13 protein-coding genes and 2 pseudogenes are annotated in these 16,750 nt (G+C 59.5%); 7 read left to right on the top strand and 8 right to left on the bottom strand.

Annotation, left to right across the window (positions count from 1 at the left end; translation table 11 throughout):
* Positions 1–22: 22 nt before the first annotated feature.
* The 6 genes and pseudogenes from EOK75_RS04380 to EOK75_RS04360 form a co-directional block, all read right to left on the bottom strand.
* Complete coding sequence (locus tag EOK75_RS04380; RefSeq protein WP_137192760.1) at positions 23–1,114, bottom strand: alpha/beta hydrolase; 1,092 nt, start codon at positions 1,112–1,114, stop codon at positions 23–25.
* 336 nt (positions 1,115–1,450) lie between these two features.
* Positions 1,451–1,582, bottom strand: coding sequence for a chlorhexidine efflux transporter (locus EOK75_RS04375; protein ID WP_338053347.1), 132 nt, complete (start codon positions 1,580–1,582; stop codon positions 1,451–1,453).
* A 39-nt stretch (positions 1,583–1,621) separates the two neighbouring features.
* Positions 1,622–1,762, bottom strand: a pseudogene (locus tag EOK75_RS21795) (IS5/IS1182 family transposase); the annotation flags it as partial.
* Positions 1,763–1,804: 42 nt separating this feature from the next.
* Positions 1,805–2,026, bottom strand: a pseudogene (locus EOK75_RS21790) (hypothetical protein); the annotation flags it as partial.
* Positions 2,027–2,627: 601 nt separating this feature from the next.
* Positions 2,628–3,869: a cytochrome P450 gene (locus EOK75_RS04365; RefSeq protein WP_137192756.1), complete on the bottom strand. Its 1,242-nt coding sequence runs from the start codon at positions 3,867–3,869 to the stop codon at positions 2,628–2,630.
* Complete coding sequence (locus EOK75_RS04360) at positions 3,866–4,984, bottom strand: sulfotransferase family protein (RefSeq protein ID WP_137192754.1); 1,119 nt, start codon at positions 4,982–4,984, stop codon at positions 3,866–3,868. Before EOK75_RS04360 ends, EOK75_RS04365 begins: the two co-directional genes overlap by 4 nt.
* A 79-nt stretch (positions 4,985–5,063) precedes the next feature.
* On the opposite strand from EOK75_RS04360, the gene EOK75_RS04355 reads away from it, so the two are divergent.
* The 7 genes from EOK75_RS04355 to EOK75_RS04325 are packed head-to-tail and all read left to right on the top strand — an operon-like array spanning position 5,064 to position 14,307.
* Complete coding sequence (locus tag EOK75_RS04355) at positions 5,064–6,329, top strand: hydroxymethylglutaryl-CoA reductase (RefSeq protein ID WP_137192752.1); 1,266 nt, start codon at positions 5,064–5,066, stop codon at positions 6,327–6,329.
* Positions 6,326–7,231 (top strand): UbiA family prenyltransferase, encoded by a 906-nt coding sequence (locus EOK75_RS04350; RefSeq protein ID WP_137192750.1) that lies wholly within the window; start codon positions 6,326–6,328, stop codon positions 7,229–7,231. The genes EOK75_RS04355 and EOK75_RS04350 overlap by 4 nt, the downstream gene beginning before the upstream one ends.
* Positions 7,228–9,654: a PEP/pyruvate-binding domain-containing protein gene (locus EOK75_RS04345; RefSeq protein WP_168199146.1), complete on the top strand. Its 2,427-nt coding sequence runs from the start codon at positions 7,228–7,230 to the stop codon at positions 9,652–9,654. Before EOK75_RS04350 ends, EOK75_RS04345 begins: the two co-directional genes overlap by 4 nt.
* The gene (locus tag EOK75_RS04340; protein WP_137192747.1) at positions 9,641–10,741 is read left to right on the top strand and encodes a BtaA family protein; all 1,101 of its coding nucleotides are present in this window, start codon (positions 9,641–9,643) and stop codon (positions 10,739–10,741) included. The genes EOK75_RS04345 and EOK75_RS04340 overlap by 14 nt, the downstream gene beginning before the upstream one ends.
* Positions 10,738–12,048, top strand: a complete 1,311-nt coding sequence (locus EOK75_RS04335) for a hypothetical protein (protein WP_137192746.1) — start codon at positions 10,738–10,740, stop codon at positions 12,046–12,048. Before EOK75_RS04340 ends, EOK75_RS04335 begins: the two co-directional genes overlap by 4 nt.
* A complete protein-coding gene (locus EOK75_RS04330) occupies positions 12,045–12,890 on the top strand; it encodes a hypothetical protein (RefSeq protein ID WP_137192745.1) in 846 nt (281 codons plus the stop codon). The genes EOK75_RS04335 and EOK75_RS04330 overlap by 4 nt, the downstream gene beginning before the upstream one ends.
* A complete protein-coding gene (locus EOK75_RS04325) occupies positions 12,883–14,307 on the top strand; it encodes an AMP-binding protein (RefSeq protein ID WP_168199145.1) in 1,425 nt (474 codons plus the stop codon). The genes EOK75_RS04330 and EOK75_RS04325 overlap by 8 nt, the downstream gene beginning before the upstream one ends.
* Here the strand turns inward: EOK75_RS04325 and EOK75_RS04320 are convergent.
* Both EOK75_RS04320 and EOK75_RS04315 read right to left on the bottom strand, forming a co-directional pair.
* Positions 14,296–15,948 carry a flavin monoamine oxidase family protein gene (locus EOK75_RS04320; RefSeq protein WP_240794018.1) on the bottom strand — a complete coding sequence of 551 codons (1,653 nt, stop codon included), beginning with the start codon at positions 15,946–15,948 and terminating at the stop codon, positions 14,296–14,298. The genes EOK75_RS04325 and EOK75_RS04320 overlap by 12 nt on opposite strands.
* Positions 15,938–16,744 carry a carbon-nitrogen hydrolase family protein gene (locus EOK75_RS04315; RefSeq protein WP_137192741.1) on the bottom strand — a complete coding sequence of 269 codons (807 nt, stop codon included), beginning with the start codon at positions 16,742–16,744 and terminating at the stop codon, positions 15,938–15,940. Before EOK75_RS04315 ends, EOK75_RS04320 begins: the two co-directional genes overlap by 11 nt.
* Positions 16,745–16,750 lie beyond the last annotated feature (6 nt).

Raw genomic sequence — 16,750 nt, 5'->3', positions numbered from 1 at the left:
GGACCGACAACGGGTCCCGGCATTACTTTTGCGATGCAACCAGTGTGGCGCTTATCGGTTCAAGGATAAAGGCGCCTGCATGCCGCAATGAGGCCAGCGTGCTGCTGGGCGCGCGGGGCAACACGGTCATCAACCCTGCGAACCTGTTGTGGTTGCTCGGGTCCAACGCGTCCACTTTTGAAATATCAATCACCAGCAAGCCATGTGCCGCTGCAAGCGATTGAACCTTGGGGTCGTTGGTATCTGTCGTTCCCAACCGCGCCCGCGATCCCGCAAGCCACTCTGCAAGCCGCAAGGCACGATCATCGGCTGAGACCAGCAGCGTCATGGGCGGGGTCAGCGGCCCGATAGTGCGCAATTGCCGGTGGAACACATCAAGGTCGATGTCGGGTGCGGCCAGAACCACATTCGCCAGCCGGTCAATCACCTTATCCTGTCCGCTCAATCGCAACTGGCGCAGGGCCTCGGCCACCAGCCATCCGCCCATGGAGTGCCCGAAGAGGGTGATCTCTCCGATGTTCGGGTCGGTGGCGACATCCGTCAAAAGCGCCACCAGATCATCGCGCGAATAGGTCGCGGCATCCTTATCGGCAATATAGCCCACCACAGTGGCCGCCGAGGGCCAGGCAAAAAGCACCGGCGTTTCCGTTAACTCCCCGTCGGTGGCAACCTGTGCCAGACGAAACAGCGATTCCGCAAAGGAATAGTTGTAGCCATGCACAAAGATCATGATGTCATGCTTGCCGCCTGCGCGGGTGGAAAGGCCAAGATCGGGCAGTTTCCGCCGCTCGGTCACGGCAAAGCTGGTCAGCGGGTCGGGCGTGGTCGTTGGCAGCTCGATCCGGGTGGCCTTATGCGTGGGCGGAATAGAGACGGTAAAGGACTCGTAGCTGAGGGCGGGCGCGCGAGCATCGGAATAGCTGCCCGTTGCGGGCTCAAACATGCGGGTGGTTGCGACCTTGATGGTCACCTGTCTTAGCGCAGCCTCATTCGCATGAACCGGCGTCAACGCCTCGGGGCCGGGCCGCTGCGCACAGCCGGCGGTGGCGATAAGGGCCAAAAGGGCAAGACCGCGCAGCAAAGAGCCTGCATCATTGAGCTTTGAAAACGTCATGCCACCTTATCATCCCTGCACGCTTTGGGCGTGGCGGGACTGTATGGGGCTTTGTGTGAAAAAGGCAATCCCCGGTCCTGCTGTTGTTATACACACGAAATACTGTCCAAATTAAGTGTTTTTTGTCCATTGTGACACAGATAAAATGACCATCGTCCACCGTGAGGTTGGCGATTTTATGTTATAAACAAGTGATTAGATAGTTTTTACGCTTTACGCTTACGCCGCTGCCGTTTGGCAAGCTACCTTGGCCTGTCTTTCGGTCAATGCGGCGTTGGAGAATGTGATCCTGCCAAGATCCGCAAGCTTGAATAGAGAACAGAATGTCAACGAAGACTACGCTTCTTTGGGCAAAGGAAAGGCTTGGTCATAACCCCAGTTATACACAAAGGCATAAATCAGGTAGAAGACGACGAAGGCCAAATCCATAACAAGCGCTTGCCACAGCCCACTGACTCTGTTGCGCAAATCAGCTGACGAACGGTTCGCGCCTTTCCCCAGACGGATTTACCCCACGGCTTCCGTGACGGGGATGCCGAGGGCGGTGTGGCCGTTCAGGATCGCAACGCGCACTTGAACCTCGGCGACCTGGCGGTCAAAGTCGCGCGCCATCAGGCTCTGGCCCAGCAGTTTCATGCAATGCATCCGTTGCCCGGCAGGGTAGTGCGCAGCAATGCCCTGCCGGGCAGTGGTCAGGCACGTCTGGATGGCAGCGTCACTAAATGTCCGCGACCTGCCCCGCTTGCCGGAAGGTTCGGCATCCCAGTTCATCTCGGGATAGAACCAGCCTTACGGCGATTACACGTAATCGCCTACCGGCCAACGGATCGTCAGTGATCCGCGGCGCTTTAACGCCGCGTTATAATCAGCCCAGTTCGTCGTCTTATAGGTAGGTGATGTCGGTTTGCTTATGCAGGGAAGCTACCACACTGGATTCACGACATGAATCCCTTCTGGATTTGTGCAACATAGCCGTTCAATATCGCAATATTCTGCGGAGCAAAATCGGCAAGGCTATTGACGGTCGCAGCGTTCAGACACCTTTGCGGCGGCTTATCATCGAGTTTCCACTGGTCGATGAAAGTCCAGTTGCTCATGTAGCCCTAGCGAAGGTAGCGGAAAAAAACACGTGTAACTTTGAAAGTTATACTGGAGCTTTTGTTTTCAGGGCACCTTAAGAACGTTGTCAGATTGGCGGGGCAGGGTGGTTTCGCCGCAGTCTTGATCTCCCTGGAAGAGCTTAAAAAAGCACTCGGTTCTCCGCCGCGTGGGGTCTCCGATGATGTGCATTTTCTACTGTAATTGGTGAACTGGTAAGAAATGTCGCCCTTGGTGCGGCATTTTTTTTGACCTTTTTTGATGGCCATTTGATCTGTGTGCAATGGACATTCTGGCCGCCGATACAAAAATGACTTTAAAAAAATCGTTTATAAACAACGGTTTATAAAGGTAATAAAAATCGCATTGGACAGTATTTGGTGTGTCCTACAGATGTGCCAGCCCTGCTTTGGGGTTAGCGACGCTGGCACCGCATTCGAAAGGGGCCATTATGGCGCAGGGTCATGCCGGGTGCGGGTTTGGGTGCCTGACCGGGCAGGGGCTGCAATCTTACCTGCGCCAAGACCCGCTCAATCGCATGATGTGCGATCTTTGCGGCCAGATGCAAACCCACACAACGATGCTGGCCAAGCCCGAAGGGCAGATAGGCCTCACGCGGGCGGGGGGTGCCTTGGGCAAAGCGGGTCGGGTCGAAGGTTTCAGGATCGGGCCAGAAGTCGGGATGGCGGTGCAAAAGATAGGGCGATATCAGCACCGAGCTGCCACGCGGGATATGGTAGCCACCAACCTCATCATCGCGGATCACGCGCCGTTCAATGATCCAGATAGAGGGATACAGGCGGATCGCCTCGGCAAAGAGGTGGGCGGGATTGGCGCCGTGACCCGATGTGGCGTGGATAAAGGCCCAAGACAGCGCATTTGCCGTGGTTTCATGGCCGGCCAGCAGCAAGGTCACCGCCGCATCGCGCAGCTCGGCATCTGAAAGCTGCTGCGCGCCCTCGCCCTCATGTGCGGCAAGCAGGCGCGACAAGACATCATCTGGCCGGTCACGGCTGGCACGGCGGGACTTGATCAGATCAAGGACAATATCATCAATCTCCGCGACCGCCTGTTTGAATGCAGGGCGGTGCAATCGGGATGAGATTAGCGAGGCGTCCAGCGGTGCCTCAATCCGGCGCCAAGTATCGGCCAGAAGGATCTCTAGCGGGGCGTTGATCCGTTGCGGGTCAATATCTGACGAAAACAAAATCCGTACCGCCGCTGCAATCACCAGCTGCATCATCTCATCCACGATATCGATTTCCGTGTCGCGCAGCCATCTTGCCAGCATCGGTGTGATCAACCCGTCAAGAACCGGCCCGATCCCGTCGAAACTGCGGGGTTGAAAGGCGGGTTGGATCAACCGACGATGCCGTTGCCATTTGTCTTGATCGGCTGAAAGCAAGCTGTCGCCAGTGGTGGCGGCAATGCGTTTTGCGCTGCGGGTGGCCTTGTCGTAATTGGCCGCATTGCGGGACAGGATCTGTTCGACATAAGCGGGATGGTTGATCAGATGCGCGGTGATCGGCCCGAAGCGCAGCCGGACAACATCGCCATGATCCTGGGCGGCATCGGCCAGAAAGCCGATCGGATCGGCCTTGAAGGCAGGCAAAGACCCCCAGATAAAGCTGCCCTTTGGTCCCGCTGCGCGCGTCATCTGGGATAGTTCCCTTTGTCAAAGCTGCGCGCCCAGCGATCCGCCACCATTGCCTTGGCCGCGGGGTCCAACCCGTCAAACTGGTTCTTCTCATAGCCCTTGAGCCCGTCGACATAGCGGCGCAGAACCGGCGCGAAACTGTCAAATCCATCCAAGGATAGGGCCTCATAGGTTTTGGCGATTTCACCCACGGGATCGGCCTCTAGCGCGTCAAAGCGGATTTCGTGGAAATTGCCCTGTGGGATCAACGGCAGATCGTCGAAATAGGCGTCATACATGGTTTCATGGCGGCGCAAGATGCCCTCATCAATGGCGGTAAGATCGGGTTTTTGAAGGTAGCTATACCAGCCCGCTGTATCAAAGAAATGCCGTTGCGATTGAAAGACGCGGTAGGGGTCGCGGTGGATGTGGATAAAACGGGCATCGGGGAACATGTCCAGAAGGATGCGAATACGCGCGGTATGGGGTGGGGATTTGATCAGCAGCCTGCGGGTATCCCCAAGCGACAGCTTTTTGCAAAAGGTCAGGAAGGCGGCCTTCCACGCCGCAAGTTCGGCAGGATCGACACCGCGAAAGGTCATGTAGCGGTCGTAATGGGCCATCCGGCGCGGAAAGCTGATGCCCAGATAAAGCGATGTCAGCGTCATCAGCAAAGGCGCAAACTCATCCTCTTGCGGAGAGTCGAATTTCAAGGCCATGTTGTCCATCGGCCGTTTTTCCGGAACCAGCCATGGGAACATGCGGGTGGTGACATTTTCGGTGGTCAGAAAGGTGTAGGGATTCACGACCTGATAGGTGTTGGGATAGTGGAACTGCGCGCTGTCTTGGGCCAACAACTCATGCAGATAGGTTGTGCCGCTGCGCCAATGCCCCAGAATGAAAATCGGGGCTTTTGGGGTGGGCGCTTGCTTGATGGCCGTGCCATAGCGCCATGCCTCCACCCCGGCAAAGACCGAGTTCGAAAGGCTGGCCATGGTAATTGCGGCAAAGCGGTGCAAATAGGCCGGCGAGATTTGGAAACCGTTTTGGGTCAGTAATTTACACCATTTCCCAAAAGTGATACCCGTCAGGTAATTGTGGCCCACACTCCAGCGGTGTTTAAGGTCGTGGCGCATTCGGGGTCCTAACCTGTTCCGGCATTATGCGGTCCGTTTTTGAGAGTTTCATTCGTAAAGTAAAGCCGGAGTTTGCTATATGACAATCCCTTCGCATGTCATTGAGATGCTGCAAAAGATCCGCAGCCGGTTTCAGACGGAACCTTTGAGGGCGCGTTTGTTGCCCAAGGGGGCGGCCTTCGCCACCCTGCGCACGGTGCGGCGGGCAAGCACGGCTTCGGTGGCGAAATACTGGGACCGCTTCGGGGCCACCACCACGCCAGAGGATCACGATGCGATAGCCGATCCCTTGACCATGGCCGATCCTGCTCGTTTCAGCGCGAATATTGAAAACTTCATCGGTACGGTGAAGGTGCCGGTGGGCATCATCGGGCCTTTGCGGATCAACGGGCTGAATGCCCATGGCGATTACCATGTGCCGATGGCTACTACCGAGGCGGCATTGGTCGCCTCTTATGCGCGGGGGGCTTATGCGGCAAGCAAGTCGGGGGGCATCAGCACGGCCTTGCTTTATGAGGGGGTGATCCGCACGCCTGCTTTTGTGTTTGACGGCCTGCTTGACGCAGGCATGTTCGTGGAATGGGTCGTGCAAGAGGTCGCCGCGTTAAAGGCCGCCGCCGAAGGGACCACCGGTCACGGCAAGCTGATCTCGGTCGAGCCGGTGATCGACAACAATGTTGTCTTTTTGATCTGTCGCTACACCACGGGCGATGCTGCGGGGCAGAATATGGTGACCATCGCCACGAACGCGCTGTGCGAGGATATCGCCGCACGCTGCCCGATTGCGATGAAGGCATGGTATATCGAGGGCAATTTTTCAGGCGACAAGAAGGCGTCGTTTCTGGGCTTGGTCACAGGTCGGGGGCGCAAGGTCAGCGCCTCAGTCACCCTGCCTGCCAGTGTTGTGGAAAAAACGTTGGGCACAACGGTGCAGGCGATGCTGGATTATGGTCAGGTGGCCAATCTGGGCGCGCATCTGTCGGGGCAGTTGGGCACGCAGGCACATTTTGCCAACGGGTTGGCCGCGCTGTACATCGCCACCGGGCAAGATGCGGCCTGCGTCGCAGAAAGCGCCATTGGCATTACCCGAATGGAGCCACGCGGCGAGGATTTGTTCTGTTCTGTCACGATGCCGAATATCCTTGTCGGCTCGGTCGGGGGCGGGACATCCCTGCCCAGCCAGTCAGCGGGGCTGAACATATTGGGGCTAAAGGGGGCGGGCAAAGGCGCCGCACTGGCCGAGGTGGCGGCGGCAACTTGTCTGTGCGGTGAGATCTCTATTGTCGCGGCCATCGCGGCGGGCCATTTCACCCGCGCTCACGAACAACTGGCGCGCCAAAGATGAACCTCTCTGCCCTTTGGACCTATCAGGCGGAACGCTTTCCGCTATTCAAGACGGTGCCACTTTTGGCGGTGTTTTCGGCGGCCAGCATTTGTGTCTCGGCAGAGCTGGCGGGGCGGTCACTGCCCGGCGCGGGTGCGTTTCTGGCAGGGTTCACCCTTGCGATGATGTTGTTTTTCCAGATGCGCGTTTGCGACGAATATAAGGACCTTGAGGACGACCGCCGCTTTCGGCCCAACCGTCCCATTCCGCGTGGGTTGGTTTCCCTGCGCTTGATCGTCTGGCTTGGGGTGGCCTCGCTGCCTGTGGCGGCTTTGGCGGCGTTTTTATGGCATCCGCCGGTTTTATGGCTTTTGGCGCTGGTCTGGATATGGCTGGCGGCGATGACCGCGGAATTTGGCGTGGCCGCTTGGCTCAAGGCGCGCCCCTTGCTGTATTTGCTCAGCCATATGGCGATCATGCCGTTGATCGATCTGTTGCTGACGGGGCTTGAATGGATGCCCGGTGGTGGTGCAGCCAGCGGTCTGTGGATGTTTCTGGCGCTGTCCTTTGTGAACGGCTGTGTGCTGGAGGTTGGCCGCAAACTTTGGTCCCCCGAAAACGAAATCACCGGCGTAGAGACATATTCCCGCCTGTGGGGGCCACGGCACGCGGCGCTTGTCTGGGGGGCTTGTGTGCTCTTCTCCTTCGGGTTCTTGCTGGGCGTGGCGGCGGCAACGGGGATGTTTTGGATCAGCTTTGTATTGGGCGGTGCGGGTGTTCTGGTCTGCCTTGGCGCGGCGCGGCATTATGCCCGCGCGCCAACACCAAGCGCGGAAAAGCGTATGGATAAGGTCGCGGGCCTATGGGTTTTTGCCTGCTATGGCATCGCAGGCTTTGTTCCGGTTTTGATGAGGGCGATATGAGTTCATTTGTGATCCCCCAAGAGGCGGCAACGAACGTAGATGTGGTTGGCGGCAAGGCCGCAGCCCTGTCACGGCTGGCCGGTTTCGGGTTCAACCCTCCGGCCTTCTTTGTGATCCGCGCCGAGGCCTTTGAGGCAGGTGCAAAGCCAAACGGGCTGGAGGCTGCCCTTACCGCATTGGGCGCTGGGCCCTATGCCGTTCGCAGCTCGGCCCGTGCCGAGGATGGCGCACAAAACAGCCATGCCGGGCAGTTCGACACGCACCTGAATGTGGCGCGGGGGGATGTCTGGAAGGCGGCGGGGCAAGTCTGGCAATCGGGATTTTCGGAAACCGTCGCAACCTACCGCGCGGTGAAATCGGGCGGCGAGGCCGAGGGGCCTGCCGTGATTGTGCAGCGGATGATTGATGCCATATCCGCAGGGGTCGCCTTTTCCGCCGATCCGGTCAGCGGGCTGCGCAATAAGGTTGTCATCTCGGCTATCGCAGGGCTGGGGGAACGTCTGGTCTCGGGCGAGGAAGACGGTGAGGATTGGACCGTGGGCAGCATCGTGCATGGACCTGCCGTGCCTGAGGTTCTGACCCCGGAGCAAGCGACCCAAGTGGCCGACCTTGCCCGCCGTGCCGAGGCGGCCTTTGGCACGCCGCAAGATATCGAATGGGCCTTTGACGCCGAGGGGCTGCATATCCTGCAATCGCGGCCGATCACGACGGCGCTGCTTGCGCCACCGCAACCGGACACGGCCCTGACAATCTTTGACAATTCCAACATCGTCGAAAGCTATCCCGGCATGGTCAGCCCGCTAACCTATTCTTTTGCGGTGCATATCTATGCGCGGGTGTATCGGGCGTTTGTTACGCTTTTGGGGGTGCCCGAGGCCCGGATTGACGCCAATGCGGCGGTCTTTGGCAATATGCTGGGGCGGGTTGACGGGCGGGTCTATTACAACCTTGTCAACTGGTATCAGGCGCTGGCCCTGTTGCCGGGGTTTTCGCTGAACCGGGCCTATATGGAAACCATGATGGGGGTTGCAACGCCGATGCCCGCTGAGGTTACCGATGCAATCGGCCCGCCTCCGGCACAGGGTGCTGCCCGCGTGTTGGAATATCTGAAGCTGGTCAAGGTGGGCGGCGGTCTGATCTGGCAGGCCGTCCGCTTGCCACGCACGCGGGCGCGCTTTTACGGGCGTTTGAATGCGGCGCTGGGCAGCGGGTTTGATGCCGGCACGGCGGGGCCAACGGCACTTGCCGCCGAATACCGCCGGATCGAGAGCAGCCTACTGGACCGCTGGGATGCCCCCTTGGTCAATGATTTTCTGTGCATGATCGCCTTTGGCGCCTCACGCAATCTGTTGGAGAAATGGCTGGGGCCAGAGGGGTTGCGCCTGCATAATGATGTTATGATCGGGCAGGGCGATATCATTTCCGCCGAGCCTGCACAGCGTATCGCCCGACTGGGGCAAATGGTCGGGGCGGCAGGGCTTGCGGATGCGCTGCGCGAACAGGGACTGGCGGCGCTTGACGAGCACCCCCAGATTGCTGCCGAGGTGCAGGCCTATCTGGATAAATTCGGCGACCGCTGCACCGAAGAGCTGAAGCTGGAGAGCATCCCTTTGACCGATGATCCCTCTAGCCTGCTACAGGCGATTGCGGCCAGTGCCGCGCGCGGCCCCGTGGCGCAACACATCCCGGCAGAGCCGGACTGGAAGGCGCTGTTTTCTAAAAATCCGGTCAAACGGCTGGTTGCAAAATGGCTGATCGGCTGGGCCAAGAACCGTGTGCGGGACCGCGAGAACCTGCGGTTCGAGAGGACGCGCATCTTTGGCTATACCCGCCGCGTTTTCCTTGCTCTTGGACGGGAGTTTGCCGCCCGTGACCTGTTGGCCGCCCCGCGCGATGTGTTCTTTTTGACCAAGGATGAGCTGCTCGGCGCGGTAGAGGGCTATGGGCTGTCGCCGGACCTCAAAGCGCTTGTGGCGCTGCGCAAGGCCGAAGATATGGCCGCCGCCAAACGCCCGGACCCGCCGGAACGGATAGAGCTGCGCGGGCCGGCCATCGCGCCGCTGTGGAACCATATCCCCACCGTGCAGGACAATGCGGCCGCGCGCAGCGGTACGGGCTGTTCGGCGGGGCAGGTGACGGCGCGGGCAAGGGTGATCCGCGACCCGCGGACCGAATCCCTGACCCCCGGTGATATTCTGGTCGCCCGCCATACCGATCCGGGCTGGATTGCGGTGTTTTCCAATGCCGCCGCGATTGTGGTGGAGCGGGGGTCACTGCTCTCGCATTCCGCGATTGTGGCGCGGGAGTTGGGTATCCCTTGTGTGGTGGGCCTCAAGGGGGCGACGCAATGGATCAGGGACGGTGAAACCCTTACCGTTGACGGGGCAACCGGATTGGTGGAGCGTCGTGATGCAGAGATCTGAGATTGAGGCCAAGGCCGCCTTTGACCACATCCGCTATGCCCAGCTTTGGGAGGATGCCGATGTGCTGACCGAAGGCTTGGGGGATTGCGCAGGCGGCACCTTGGTGTCGATATGTTCTGCCGGTGACAATGCGCTTGCAATGCTGACATTGGACCCCAAGAAGGTCGTGGTGGTGGATCTGTCTCCGGCCCAGATTGCATGTCTTCAGCTGCGGATTGGCATGTTTCGCAATCTGGATCATGCGGAGTTTCTGGCACTGATGGGCGCGCGCCCTTCGACCGAGCGCAAGGTGCTTTTGGTCAAGGCGCTGGCGGGGGCCGCCCCTGAGGTGCAGGCGTTCTGGAACACTCTGGCCGATGAGGTCGCCCTGCATGGCGCGGGCGGCGTCGGCAAGTTTGAGCGTTACTTCCGTATTTTCCGAACCCGGCTTTTGCCCTTGGTCCATTCCCGCAAAACGATCGACGCGATTTTTGTGTCGCGCCCCAAGGCGGCTCGTCAGGCGTTCCTTGACAGGTGGTTCAACACATGGCGCTGGCGGCTGTTGCTGAACGTTTTTTTCTCGCGTTTTGTTATGGGGCGGATGGGGCGGGACAAGGCCTTTTTCGACCATGTCGAGGGCAGCCCCGCACAGCATGTCGCGCGTCGTATCCATCATGCGGCTGTTATTGGCGATCCGGCGCAAAACTCCTATCTCCACTGGATCATGAAGGGCACCCATGGCGAGGCCCTGCCGATGACCTGGCGGGCCGAGCATTTCGAGGTGATCAAATCCCGTCTGGACCGGCTCGACATTCGTCCCGGATCGCTGGAGGCTTTCATTTCAACCGGCGAGAAGGCAGACGGTTTCAACCTGTCCGATATTTTCGAATATATGTCGCCCGAGGTCTTTGCACAGGTTTATGGCAGCATCCTGCGCGCCTCGGCCCCCGGTGCGCGCTTGGTCTATTGGAACATGATGGCACCGCGCCGCGTCCCGCAGGCTTTTGCGGATAAGGTGACAACCCGCAGCGATATCGAGGATCGGCTGAAACCGCGCGACAAGGCGTTCTTTTATTCCGATCTGGTCGTGGAAGAGGTCAAAGGGTGAGCGCGTTCTGGCAACTCATGCTGGCGCTGGCCTCGGTCGCGGTTCTGCTGGGGCTGATGGGTGTGGTGCGCCAGCTTGCGGCAAAATGGCAGATCGGCGCCGAGGTGCAGCGCAAGCTGATCCATATCGGCACCGGGCTTTATGCGCTGGTGCTGCCGTGGCTGTTTCCCGAGCGTTGGCCGGTCTATCTTTTGGTGGGGGTGACGCTTGGCGTGATGCTGGTGTTGCGCTTGCCGAATTCGCGCTTGGGAAAGACCTTGCACGGGGTCGGGCGGAGTTCTTACGGGGATCTGCTTTTGGCGATCTCGGTTGGGCTGTGCCTGTTTCTGGCGCAGGACCGGCTCTATCTTTACGTTTTGCCAATCGCGGTTTTGACCCTTGCCGATGCCGCCGCCGCCTTGGCTGGCAGCACCTATGGCACCCGCTTTTTCAAGATCGAGGATGGCATCAAAAGCATCGAGGGCAGCGTTGTCTTTTTCTTTGTCACCCTGCTGATATCTATTCTTTGCCTGATGGTCATGACGGGCCTTGCCCCGCTGAATATCATCGTGCTGTCTGTCATGGTCGCGGGGTTTGGCACCTTGGTCGAGGCCACCAGTTGGCGCGGCTTTGACAACTTTTTTCTCCCGCTTGGCTTGCTGGTGTTTCTGTCGGTTCACGCGACAAGCCCCTTGGCGGAATTGCTGACCCTTGCAGGCATTTTCGCTATTAGCATCATCATATTCAGAACCGTCGCACCACGGATCGGGCTAAGCAAACACGCGGCGCATGTCTATGTTATCACCGTCTTTTTGCTGCTTGCGGTGACGATGGTACAAAATGCACTGCTGCCCATTTTGGTACTTGCTGCGCACGCATGGGCGCGCAGTGCCGCCCCGTGCGGGGCCAAGCTCCCCGATCTTGATGTCGTCGCGGCGCTGGCCCTTGTCAGCTTTGGCTGGCTGACCTTGGGCACGGCAAGCGGATGGAATGCCGTCAGCTTTTACGGGATGACGGCGATGGGAATGACGCTGGGGTTAAGCGCGCTTGCCCTGACACCAAAAAGGCCTGCGCTGCGCATTGCGGGCCTTTTGGCCGAGGCGGGGGCGATCTGTCTGCTTTATGCGGGGGTGATCAGCCTGAACCCGGATGCATCGAACTGGAACGGGGCGATGTGGCCGGTGGTGCTGGGTTGTCTTTTTCTGGCGGCTGCTGTTCCTTCGTTCTGTCCGCAATGGTTTTTGCGGGCGCGTGTGGGCAAGCTGACGCTGCTGGCGCTTGTGATCCCGCTTTCTACTTATTTGATCTCGATTGGTATTTCCGCATGACACAACAGGTTTTCCGTGCCGATGGCGCAAAGATCACCGCCTATCTGGATGCCCCCGAATGGGAGGGTGTGCCCGCCGCGGCGTTGGGGGCGTTCACGTGCAAGACGGCTGCGGCGGGGGCGGATGTATTGGCCCAGGCCCTTGCCTTTATCCGTGAGGCGGGGCTGCGCCGTGTCATCGGCCCGATGGAGGGCGACACATGGCACAGCTACCGTTTCGTGACCCAAAGCGACGGCAGCCCGGAGTTCTTGATGGAGCCTGCGCAAAACCCCGTCGCGCTGAAAGTCATGCAAGACGCGGGCTTTGCCCAGATCAGCAGTTATTTCTCGGCCCGTGTGCCGCTTACGCAAACCGCCCTGACGGCCCCCCCGACGACAGCGGCATTTGAGGTCACACCATGGGACGGCACAAATCCCGAAGCGCTATTTGATCAGGTGTTCACACTGTCGACTGCTGCATTTTCCCGCAACGCCTTTTACAAACCGATTGGGCGGGATGCATTTTTGGCGATGTATATGCCCATGGTGCCGCTGCTAAAGCGTGAGTTGATCTTTTTCGCCCGCCGGCCGGATCAAAGCTTGGCGGGTTTTTTGTTCGGCACCCCGAATTATGCCGAAGGCCCAAAGCCCCGCAGCGCCATTTTAAAAACCTATGCCAGCCTGGAAAAAGGGGCGGGGCAGCATCTGGCCTATGCGTTTCACAAGGCCGCCGTGGCCGAGGGCTATGACACCGCCATCCATGCGCTGATCCATGAAGATAATCTTTCTGCATTGCGCAGCGCGGCCGAAGGGGCAGAAGTCTTTCGTCGTTATGGTTTGTTCGGGCTGGTTCTGGATGACTAGCCTGCTGTCGGATTTCGCCGCCGCTGTTGCGCGCCATCCCGAAAGGATTGCGATTGTGGATGGCAAAGGGCGCGAGGTCAGTTTTGCGCAGCTTAAATCCCGCGCCGATGCGTTGGCAAGCGGCTGGCATCGGCGCGGCATTCGCAAGGGGGATCGGGTCTTGCTTGCCATGCCGCTTGATGCCGACCTTTATGCAGCGCTTGCGGCCCTTTGGTCGCTGGGGGCAACGGTGGTTTTGCCTGAACCGGCAATGGGCCTTGCGGGGCTGCGCCATGCCGCAAAGCTTGGGGGGGTATCGGCCTTTTGCAGCGGGGGCGCTTTTGGGTTGTTGAAGTTTGCGCTGCCGGAACTGTGGCCTTTGCGCCACCTGCGGCCCAAGCAATCGCGCGGCACAAGGCCCGATCTGCCCGCACCTGATGCGGACGATATTGCGCTGATCTCCTTCACCTCTGGCACCAGCGGCCTGCCCAAGGCGATTCCGCGCAGCCACGGCTTTCTTGACGCACAACACCGCGCCATCGCCCCCATGCTGCATAGCGATGCGCCAGAGCGGGATCTTGTCAGCTTTCCGGTGTTCGTGTTGATCAATATCGCCAGTGGCCGGACATCAATCTTGCCCAATTGGAAGATGTCGCGCCTGTCGCGGTTGCAACCCGCCACCCTTGCGCAGTGGCTTGCGCGCCAATCCGTAACGCGCGCCCTTATGCCGCCGTCGCTATGCGAAAAGCTGGTAGAGACGGCGATCCCGGCCACGTTGCATACGATCTTTACCGGTGGGGGGCCGGTTTTCCCCGATCTGATGCGGCGACTGACGGCGGGCAAAAAGGATCTGCGCCTTGTTTGCGTCTATGGCTCTACCGAGGCAGAGCCGATTGCCCATCTGGATGCGGCCGATATCAGTGCCGATGACAATCGCAGGATGACAGAGGGGAAGGGGCTGCTGGTCGGGCAGCCCGTGGCGGGGCTTGATCTGCGGGTGGTTGATGATGAGGTTCAGGTCGCGGGGGCGCATGTCAACTCCGGCTACCTCGATCCGGCGCATGACGTCGAGAACAAGGTCCATGATGGCGGGGTGATTTGGCACCGGACGGGCGATGCGGGTTATGTTGATGCGCAAGGCAGGCTTTGGCTGCTGGGGCGCAGCGGGACAGAGGTGGACCTGCCGCAAGGGCCGAGCTTTCCCTTTCCGATCGAGGTCGCCGCGCGGGGGTGGGAAGGCGTTACCCGATGCGCCTTGATCGAAACCGCAGCGGGGGCCTGTCTGGTGGTGGAGGGCGACGCGCGATGCCTTGCCGATTGGCAGGCGCAGGCTGCGCGTCTGGGTATCCCCAAGGTGATGCAGGTCGCCAATATCCCGATGGACAAGCGGCACGCGTCGAAAATTGACAGCGCCGCCCTTGCCAGATTAGTTGTCTAGAGGCACTGGCCCCCATTCGGGATAATGGTCGCAGGGCGATGGGTTCTCGGGGTAAAAGCCGCCGCCCAAATGCCGGATAATCCCCGCCACCGCATTGAGGGATGTCTGCACCGCGCCCTCAACCCAGGCGGGCGTCCAGCTGATGCCATCGCCGGCCAAAAATATCCCACGCTCTTGCGGGGGTAGGTCATCTTGCATGAAATGGCCGAACATCCGTAGGTTATAGCGGTAGTGCCCCGGCAAAGCCCCTTTGAAAGCGCCCAGAAAATTCGGATCATTTTCCCAACTTACCGTGATCGGATCGCCCACGATATGCGACCTGATATCCAGATCAGGATAGACATGGGCGAGCGAGGACAAGGCCAGATCCACCCGCTTTTCAACCGGCAGCGGCAGAACCTTCAGCGCGTCGGTCATCCATGAATAGCTTAGGCAAATGACCGAAGGCTTGTCCGGCCCGTTGTCAAACAGATAGGTGCCGCGTGTCATCCGGTCGGTCAGGGTCATCGACATCACATCGCGCCCGGTTTCGGGGTCTTGGTCTTTCCAGAACGGGCGGTCCACCATGACGAAGGTCTTGGCCGATTGCATATAGCGGGTGCGGTCCAGCGCCATCCACAGGTCTTGGGCAAAGAGGCTTTCCTCGGTGTCGATGGCGATCGACAAAAGATGGCTCTGGCAGGTGACAAGCACCGCGTCGAATTCCTCCGCGCGCTGCCATTGGTCGGTGATTTGGATTTTGCCGTTCTCCAGCCGCTTGATGCGCACGGCACCGGCGCGTGTGGCCCCGCCGTTCAGCTTGGCCAGCGTCGTGCCTTTGGGCCAATGGGTGATCGCCTCGGGGGCATGCTCCCATAGTTTGCGCGGAACCTGGCCGACGCCGCCGACCATATAGCGTTGATGGTCATCACATTCGGTCACATTGACCCGCAAGATTTCCAACATCGAGTTCGGGAAATCGGAATCCCAGCCGCCGGTGCCGAACCCGACCTGCCCGAAAACCTCACGGTGATGGAAGGACAGCGCCTTGAACGCCTCAGAGGAGGCGACGAAATCGTAAAAGGTACGCTCATCCCATTGTTTGACGATGGGGTTCCAGATCTCTTTGATGCGGGCGTTGTCACGGTCACGGATGGCCTGTTTCAGGGCGGTGAAATTGGCGCCATCCTCCAGCGCCTTGTCATAGGCGCGGGCCACTTCTTGAAACAGCACGGGCAGATCGGCAAGGGTTTTTGCGTAATGCGATGTGCCCAGAAGGTCGATGACGGTGGAGCCTGCCGCTTCTGTCAACGGGTTGGGAAAAGGCCTGCTTTCGATGCCCAGCATTTCCACATAATGGTAAAACCCGGTGGAGGAGACCGGAAACCGCATCCCGCCCAGCTCGGCAATAACACCATCCGCCCCCTCAAATGGTTGAGAGCGCAGCCTGCCGCCGAATTGTCCCGCCTCGAACACAATGGGCCGCGCGCCCAGCTTCATCAGCTCATAGCCCGCGATAATCCCCGCAGCCCCCGATCCGATGATTGCCACTTTGGCACCATGGGCCGACGCAGGCAGATGCCCCAAGCCCTTTGGGTGTGTGATCCAGTCGTCATAGGCAAAGGGGAAATCCGGCCCGAAGACAGAGACCTTATTCATCATGTGATAGTTCCTTTTGGGCGCCGTATAATTCGGGGCGGCGGTCGGTAAGGTGGGTCAGCACTGCGCGGCAGTCCGCCAGTGCAGCACGGTCAAGATCGGCGATCAGCACATCCGTACCTGATGCTGTGCCGCGCGCAAGGTCATTGCCATCGGGGCCGCAAACGCAAGACAATCCGCAATAGGCAAAGCTGCCCTCTTGGCCGACATAGTTGCAATAGGCCAGAAAAACGGCGTTTTCCTCGGCCCGTGCAGGGACAAGCCGTGTGGCGACACTGGTAAAGGGGGCCATATTGGCGGTCGGCACAAGGATCAGATCAGCGCCTTGCAGGGAAATGGACCTTGTCACCTCGGGGAACTCCACGTCATAGCAAATCGCCAAACCGATGCGCCAACCGTGCAGATCAAAGAGGGGAGACAAGGCGTTACCTGCCGTAAACTGCGCACGATCCACATCGCCGTAAAGATGGGTTTTGTGATAGCGGCACAGATCATTGCCGGAACCATCCACCGCGATCGCAGCATTGAAGGGCCGATCAGGTCCGGGCAGGGCAAGGCCTGCGACAAGAGCAATGTCGTGCTGCGTGGCGATATCCTTGATTGCGGCAATCAGCCCATCAGCCTGCGTTGCCAAGTCCGCACATTTATCGGGGCCGATATTATAGCCGCCCAATGCCATTTCCGGCGTGGCCATCAACTGCGCCCCTGCCGCTTTGGCATGCTGTGCCGCCTTGGAAAGCTGTTCGAGCGCGGCTTGCACATCGTGATGCGGGGGCGTCTGCCATAATGCGATCTTCATCGACAG

Origin of the sequence: Pseudorhodobacter turbinis (genome assembly GCF_005234135.1) — a bacterium.
GTDB classification, from domain to species: domain Bacteria; phylum Pseudomonadota; class Alphaproteobacteria; order Rhodobacterales; family Rhodobacteraceae; genus Pseudorhodobacter; species Pseudorhodobacter turbinis.
The sequence above is the reverse complement of the archived record's forward strand: the minus strand, read 5'-3'. Positions and strand labels throughout refer to the sequence as shown.